Origin of the sequence: Halorubrum halodurans (assembly GCF_002252985.1) — an archaeon.
In the GTDB taxonomy this organism is placed as follows: Archaea; Halobacteriota; Halobacteria; order Halobacteriales; family Haloferacaceae; genus Halorubrum; species Halorubrum halodurans.
On record NZ_NHPJ01000045.1, the window covers coordinates 24,389 to 30,817 of the forward strand.

A 6,429-nucleotide genomic window follows, 5' to 3' on the forward strand; every position below is an offset into this window, starting at 1 on the left:
TGACATGGAACACACGCGGCGGGCACTGCTCTCCGGCGTCGCGGCCGGCGGCGCGCTCGGGCTGGCCGGCTGTGCGGGCGGAACCGGCGGCGACGGCGGGGACGGCGGGAACGCGCTCGACACCGGCGAGTACGGCTGTGACCTCTCGGAGCCGACCGATCCGGACCTCGGGTACCGGCCGACCCTCGGCGACCCCGAGGCCGACGTGGTCGTCCGGGCCTTCGAGGACTTCACCTGTCCCCACTGTGCGACCTACAAGCTCGAGCACTTCCCGGCCGTCCGCGAGGAGTTCGTCGCCTCCGGCGAGATCCGGTACGAGCACTGGGACTTCCCGATCCCCGTGAACGAGACGTGGGCGGTCCCCGTCGCCAGCGCGGCCCGCGGCGTCGGCGACCGCGCCGGCGACGAGGCGTTCTTCGCGTTCTCCGCGGCGGCCTACGAGTCGCAGGGCGAGTATAGCGGCGAGGCGCTCGGAGCCGCCGCGGAGACGGCGGGGGCGGACCCCTGTGCCGCCATCGCCGACGCCCAGTTCTCGACGTACGAGGAGGCGTCGATGGACGACCGCGAGGAGGGCGAGTCGATGGGACTCACCGGAACCCCGACGATATTCGTGAACGGCGAGGCCGTCGACGGCTACGAGTCGGGAGCGATCATCGACGCGATCGAGTCGGCGCTCTGAGCCGGCGTCCCGGCGGACGGCTCGGGGCGGTCCGGCTCCGCGGTCCCCCGAACGTCGGCCTTTTGCCCGTTCGACCCGTCTTATAAAGCGATGACGAGCGACGACCGCGGGGACCGGCGACGGCTCGTCGCCGTCGTGCTCGCGGTGTTGATCTCGCAGGTCCTCCTCTATCCCGGCGTCCCCGCCCTCGTGGTCGAACTCGGCGCGCCGGCGGGCATCGACGCGGGGATGTGGTTCCTCGTCGCCGAGTTCGCGGCCTTCGTGACGTTCGCCGTGGTCTGGGGCGCCGCGAGCGACGCGCTCGGCCGGCGCGTCCCCCTCGTCGTGGCCGGCGCGCTCGGCGGAGCCGCCGCCTACGCCGCGCTCGCCGCGGTCCCGCGGCTCGGCCTCGGCTTCCCGGCGGCCCTCCTCGTCCGCGTCGTCGGCGGGTCGCTCACGATCGGCGCGTTCTCGCTCGCGATCACGATGCTGATGGACCTGGGCGGCGGCAACGGCCGGAACATGGGAGCCGCCGGCCTCGCGATCGGGCTCGGAGCCGCGGTCGGCTCCGTCGTCGGCGGGGCGCTCGCCGACCTCGGCGCGTTCTACCCCGTGTACGCGGGCGCGGTCGTCCTCGCCGGCGCGGGGCTGCTGGCGGCGACCGTCGACGACCGGACGGCGGGGGAGCGAGTCACGAACACGGGAGCCGCCGCCGACGGCGCCGCCGATGCCGGCACCACGGACGGCGACGAGCCCGGATTCGGGGAGGTCCTCGCCCGCGCCCGCGAGACGCCCGCCCTCCTCGTCCCCTTCGCGTTCGGCTTCGTCGACCGCCTGACCGCCGGCTTCTTCGCGCTCGTCGGGGTGTACTACTTCCAGGACCCGGCCACCTTCGGGCTCTCGGCGACCGGGGCGGGCGCGACGCTCGCCCTCTTCTTCGTCCCGTTCGCGCTGTTACAGTCGCCGTTCGGAACGCTGTCGGACCGGATCGGCCGGTTCGTCCCGGTCGTCCTCGGGTCGATCGCGTACGGCGTCGTCACGGTCGGCGTCGGCATCGCGCCCGTCTACCCGGTCGCGGCCGGGCTGATGGTGCTCGTCGGCGTCTGCGGCGCGCTCATGGCCCCGGCGACGATGGCGCTCGTCACCGACCTCGTCGACCCGGCCGCCCGCGGCGCGGCGATGGGCGCGTTCAACGTGTTCGGTTCGCTCGGGTTCCTGACGGGGTTCCTCGTCGGCGGGGGCGCGACGGGCGCGTTCGGCTACCGGGCCGCCTTCCTCGCCGTCGGCGGGCTCGAGCTCGCCATCGCGCTAGCGTTGCTTCCGGCGGTTCGGGCGGTCGCGCCGCGGGTCGGCCCCGCCCCGTCGAGCCGGAGCGGATGAGCCGCGTGGCGGGGGCGGTCCGGGCCGCCGGGCGAGTCGAGCCTTTTTACCGCTCGGGGGTCCTCGGGTCGGACGACGAATGGACGTGCTCGTCGTCGGCGCGGGGGAGATCGGCCGCTGGGTGGCTGACACCCTCACAGCCGAGGGCTCGCCGGTCGACGCGAGCGTGAGCTTCGCCGACCGCGACCCCGAGATCGCGGCCGACGCCGCCGCCGCACGCGACGCCGAGGCGGTCCCGGCCGACGCGGGGACGACCCACGACGCGGTCTGTCTCTCCGTCCCGATGTCGGCGGTGCCCGACGCGGTCGCGGCGTACGCGCCGCGGGCCGACCGGGCGATCCTCGACGTCTCCGGCGAGATGACCGATTCGATCGCGGCGATGCGCGAGCACGCCCCCGACCTCGAGCGCGCGAGCTACCACCCGCTGTTCGCGCCCCCGCGGGTCCCCGGCAACGTCGCGGCCGTCGTCGACGAGCCCGGCCCGACCGTCGGGGCCGTCTCCGCGGCGATCGAGGCCGGCGGCAACGAGGTCTTCGAGACCACGGCGGCCGAACACGACCGCGCGATGGAGACGGTCCAGGCGGGCGCACACGCCGCGGTGCTCGCGTGGCGGCTCGCCGGCGAGGAGGTCCGCGAGGAGTTCCACACCCCCGTCTCCGCGGCGCTCGACGACGTGGCCGACACCGTCACCGAGGGCGCGCCCGCGGTGTACGCCGAGATCCAGCGCGCCTTCGACGGGGCCGACGACGTCGCCGAGGCGGCCCGCGAGATCGCCGACGCGGACCCGGAGCGGTTCGCCGACCTCTACGAGCGCGCCCGCGGCGAGCGCGACCCTCGCGACCGACACGACTGATCCCATCCGGAACCCGACAGCAACCTATCCATGATCGACAGAGCGGCGGTCCGCGACACCGCCAACTACCTGCGCCAGGTCCGCCCCATCGACCCCGAGGAGATATCGGAGTACATCGAGGGGACGCCACACCCCGCCGTCGTCCGCGAGACGCTCCGCGAGGAGGCGTTCGACCTCCGGCTCCGCGAGCGCGAGGACGGCAGCTTCGTCCCCGTCGACGACGACCCCGTCCGCCCGCCGGGGTGGGCTCCGGAGGCGTTCCCCGAGGCGTACGCGTTCGCCCTGGAGGACCTCCTCGTCGCGGAGTTCGGCGCGAACTGGCACGTCGGCGACTCCGGCGACGAGCTCAGAGAGACGATCCGCCGACTCAAGGCCGACTACCTCTACGGCAACGACGTCGAGTACGACCGGATCGCCGCGCTCGGCTACGCGATCTACCACCTCCCCGGCTACTACGCGGCGATCGGCTACGTCCTCGACGACCTCGCCGAGAACGGCCTGCTCGACCGGACGCTCCGCGTCCTCGACGTCGGCGCGGGCGTCGGCGGCCCGGCGCTCGGCCTCCACGACTACCTCCCCGAGGACGCGGTCGTGGAGTACCACGCCGTCGAGCCCAGCGCCGCCGCCGACGTCCTCGGCCGGCTGCTCGAGGAGACCGGCCGGAACTTCCGGTCGACGGTCCACCGGACGACCGCCGAGTCGCTGTTCGGTCTCGAGGAGTCGTCCACCCAGTCCGATCGCTCCGCTCCGTCCGACCCGTCGGATCCGCTCGCTGAACCCTTCGATCTGGTGGTTCTCGGCAACGTCCTCTCCGAACTCGCGGACCCGGAATCGGTCCTCGAGGCCGCCACCGACGCGCTGGCGGCCGACGGGAGCCTCGTCGCGCTCGCGCCGGCGGACCGCGAGACGGCGATCGGCCTCCGCGAGGTCGAGCGCGCGGTGGCGACTCCCGAGAGCGGGGTCGAGGTGTACGCGCCCGAACTCCGGCTCTGGCCCGACGCGTCCCCGAGCGACCGCGGGTGGTCCTTCGACGTCCGGGCCGACCTCGCGGTGCCGCCGTTCCAGCGCCGGCTCGACGAGGCGGCCGCCCGCGAGGCGACCGACGAGCCCGGCGAGTTCCACAACGTCGACGTCCAGTTCGCCTACTCGATCCTGCGGACCGACGGAGAACGCCGGGTCGACGCGCGCGCGAGCGACGACCGCTGCGCGCGGATGGCCGACTCGGAGGCGCACGTCACCGACCGCGTGAACCTCCTCGCCGTGAAGCTCAGCCACGACCTGAGCGACGGCGAGAACGCGGTGTATCGCGTCGGCGACGGCTCCCAGCGGACCGACCACTACCTCGTCTGTACGCGCGAGACGGTCCTCAACGACGGACTCCGGGGGGCCGACTACGGCGCGGTCGTCCTCGTCGAGAACGGGCTCGTGCTCTGGAACGACGACGAGGGGGCGTACAACGTCGTCGTGGACGACGAGACCGTCGTCGACGTCGTCGCGCCCTGAGCGAGCGACCGGACGCGAACCCGGTCGGATCCCGGCGCCGTCGACACGCTGATTCTCTCGCCGCCCGTCGTCCCGGCATGGACACGTCACCGGACGGCGACTCGACGCTCCCCGCGGAGACGCGTCTCGGTCGGGTCGCGCTCCGCGTCGACGACCTCGACGCGACGACCGCCTTCTACCGGGACGTGATCGGGCTCGCCGTGCTCGCTTGGGACGGGACGATCGCGACGCTCGGCGCGGGCGGGACGCCGCTTCTCGAACTGACCGCCGACCCCGACGCGCCCGACCGCGGGCGAGCGAACGCTGGTCTGTTCCACACCGCGTTCCGGGTGCCCTCCCGCGGCGCGCTCGGCGACGCGTTGACACGGATCCGGGAGCGGTGGGAACTGGACGGCGCGTCCGACCACGACGTGAGCGAGGCGCTGTACCTCGCCGACCCGGAGGGCAACGGGGTGGAGGTGTACCGTGACCGCCCCCGCGAGTCGTGGACCGGGACCCCGGACGGCGGCGTCCGGATGACCACCGAACCGCTCGACGTCGGGGGCGTCGCCGCGGCCGCGGCCGGCGAGGACCGGGCACCGCCCGACACCGACGTCGGACACGTCCACCTCGAGGTGACGTCGCTCGACGCCTTCGAGCGGTTCTATATAGCGACATTCGGTTTCGACTCCAGAGCGAGGTACCCCGACGCGCGGTTCGTCGCCGCCGGCGGCTACCACCATCACGTCGGCGCGAACACGTGGAACGGACGCACCGACCCGGCCGCCGGCCGCGGACTCGACTGGTTCGAGGTCGTCGTCCCCGGCGACGAGGCTCGCCGTGAACTCCGGGACCGACTCGGGGTGGACGCGGACTCGACCGCCGGGGACGGGTTCGCGGTCACCGATCCGGACGGGATCGAGGTCCGGGTGGGAGACGGGCGGTAGCCGAGTCGCGGGCGGCGGAGCGTCGCCGCCACCGCGGACGTCACTCCTCGGCGCCCGACCGCGAGAGCAGGCGACGGATCGCGAGTCCGACGCCGACGAGCGGGAGGCTGGCCGCGAGGACGTACGGCGCGGCGTAGGCGGCACCGACGACCATCGCCCGGAGGACCGTTCCGAGGCCGCGGACGGACTGAAGGAACGCGGTGACGACCCCGGTGTCGTACCACGCCGTCGACAGCGTGGACGGGTCGGGCGGCTCCTCGCGGAGCTCGACCCGGATCGTCGACAGCGCGACGCGCTCCTCGAGGGAGGCCAGTCGCGTCTCCATCCGCTCGATCTCCGCTTGAACGTCCGCGAGCTCCGACTGGACCGCCAGCACGTCCTCCGTCGTGTTCGCCTCCTCGTAGAGCTCTCTGAGGCGGTCGCGCTCGGCCCGCCGGTTCTCCAGGCGTGCCTCGAGGTCAGCGATCCGGTCCGTGACGTCCCGGCTCTCCGTCGTCGACCGCTCGACCGTTCCGAGCGCCTCGAGGTCGGCCATGGCGGCGTCGAAGTCCTCGCTCGGGACGCGGACCGTGAGCGAGCCGACGGTGTAGTTCTCGTCGCCCCGCTCGTGCGTCTCGCGCGTCGAGTCGCTCACGAACCCGCCGTACTCCTCGACTATCGAGCGGGCCTCGGCGTCCGCCTCCTCGAACGAGTCGACCGTCACCCGGAGGTTCCCGGTCCGGATCAGCCGCCGCTCCGCCACCGCGGCGACCGCCTCGCCGTCTTCGGTGACGGTGTAGGCGGCCTCGGCCGTACCGCTCCCGCCGTCCTCGCCCCCGTTCGACCCCCCGGCTCCGTTGCCCTCGAGCGATCGCGATTCGGGGACGTCGCCGCCGGCGTCGGCGCCCCCTCCGGCTCCGCCGCCGGCACCGGCACAGCCGGCGAGCGCCACGAGGCCCGCGACCGTCACGACGAGCAGCAGTCGTCTCGTGTCCATGTCCGGGGGATACGTCGCGCTCGCGGTAAAGGCTCGCAAGGAACAAACCGTCGTTTGTCCTTCGGCTCCGTCCCGTCCGATCTCGGCGGTATTCGGGCGACCGCCGCCCCTCCCGCCGGGTTTCCGCCCCCGA

6 protein-coding genes are annotated in these 6,429 nt (G+C 73.8%); 5 read left to right on the plus strand and 1 reads right to left on the minus strand.

Annotated features, from left to right (window positions below; all coding sequences use genetic code 11):
• The first annotated feature begins 4 nt into the window (after nucleotides 1-4).
• The 5 genes from DJ70_RS04200 to DJ70_RS04220 all read left to right on the plus strand — a co-directional run bounded on the left by DJ70_RS04200 (nucleotide 5) and on the right by DJ70_RS04220 (nucleotide 5,320).
• Nucleotides 5-679 (plus strand): DsbA family protein, encoded by a 675-nt coding sequence (locus DJ70_RS04200; RefSeq protein WP_094530447.1) that lies wholly within the window; start codon nucleotides 5-7, stop codon nucleotides 677-679.
• A gap of 90 nt (nucleotides 680-769) precedes the next feature.
• A complete protein-coding gene (locus tag DJ70_RS04205) occupies nucleotides 770-2,038 on the plus strand; it encodes an MFS transporter (protein WP_094530449.1) in 1,269 nt (422 codons plus the stop codon).
• A 79-nt stretch (nucleotides 2,039-2,117) separates the two neighbouring features.
• Nucleotides 2,118-2,891 (plus strand): NAD(P)-binding domain-containing protein, encoded by a 774-nt coding sequence (locus tag DJ70_RS04210; protein WP_094530451.1) that lies wholly within the window; start codon nucleotides 2,118-2,120, stop codon nucleotides 2,889-2,891.
• Nucleotides 2,892-2,921: 30 nt separating this feature from the next.
• Nucleotides 2,922-4,394 carry a small ribosomal subunit Rsm22 family protein gene (locus tag DJ70_RS04215; RefSeq protein ID WP_094530453.1) on the plus strand — a complete coding sequence of 491 codons (1,473 nt, stop codon included), beginning with the start codon at nucleotides 2,922-2,924 and terminating at the stop codon, nucleotides 4,392-4,394.
• A 77-nt stretch (nucleotides 4,395-4,471) separates the two neighbouring features.
• Entirely contained in the window at nucleotides 4,472-5,320 is an 849-nt protein-coding gene (locus DJ70_RS04220; protein ID WP_094530455.1) for a VOC family protein, read from the plus strand.
• Between the two features lie 40 nt (nucleotides 5,321-5,360).
• Here DJ70_RS04220 and DJ70_RS04225 read toward each other — a convergent pair whose 3' ends face one another.
• Nucleotides 5,361-6,296 (minus strand): DUF4349 domain-containing protein, encoded by a 936-nt coding sequence (locus DJ70_RS04225; protein ID WP_094530457.1) that lies wholly within the window; start codon nucleotides 6,294-6,296, stop codon nucleotides 5,361-5,363.
• Nucleotides 6,297-6,429: the final 133 nt, after the last annotated feature.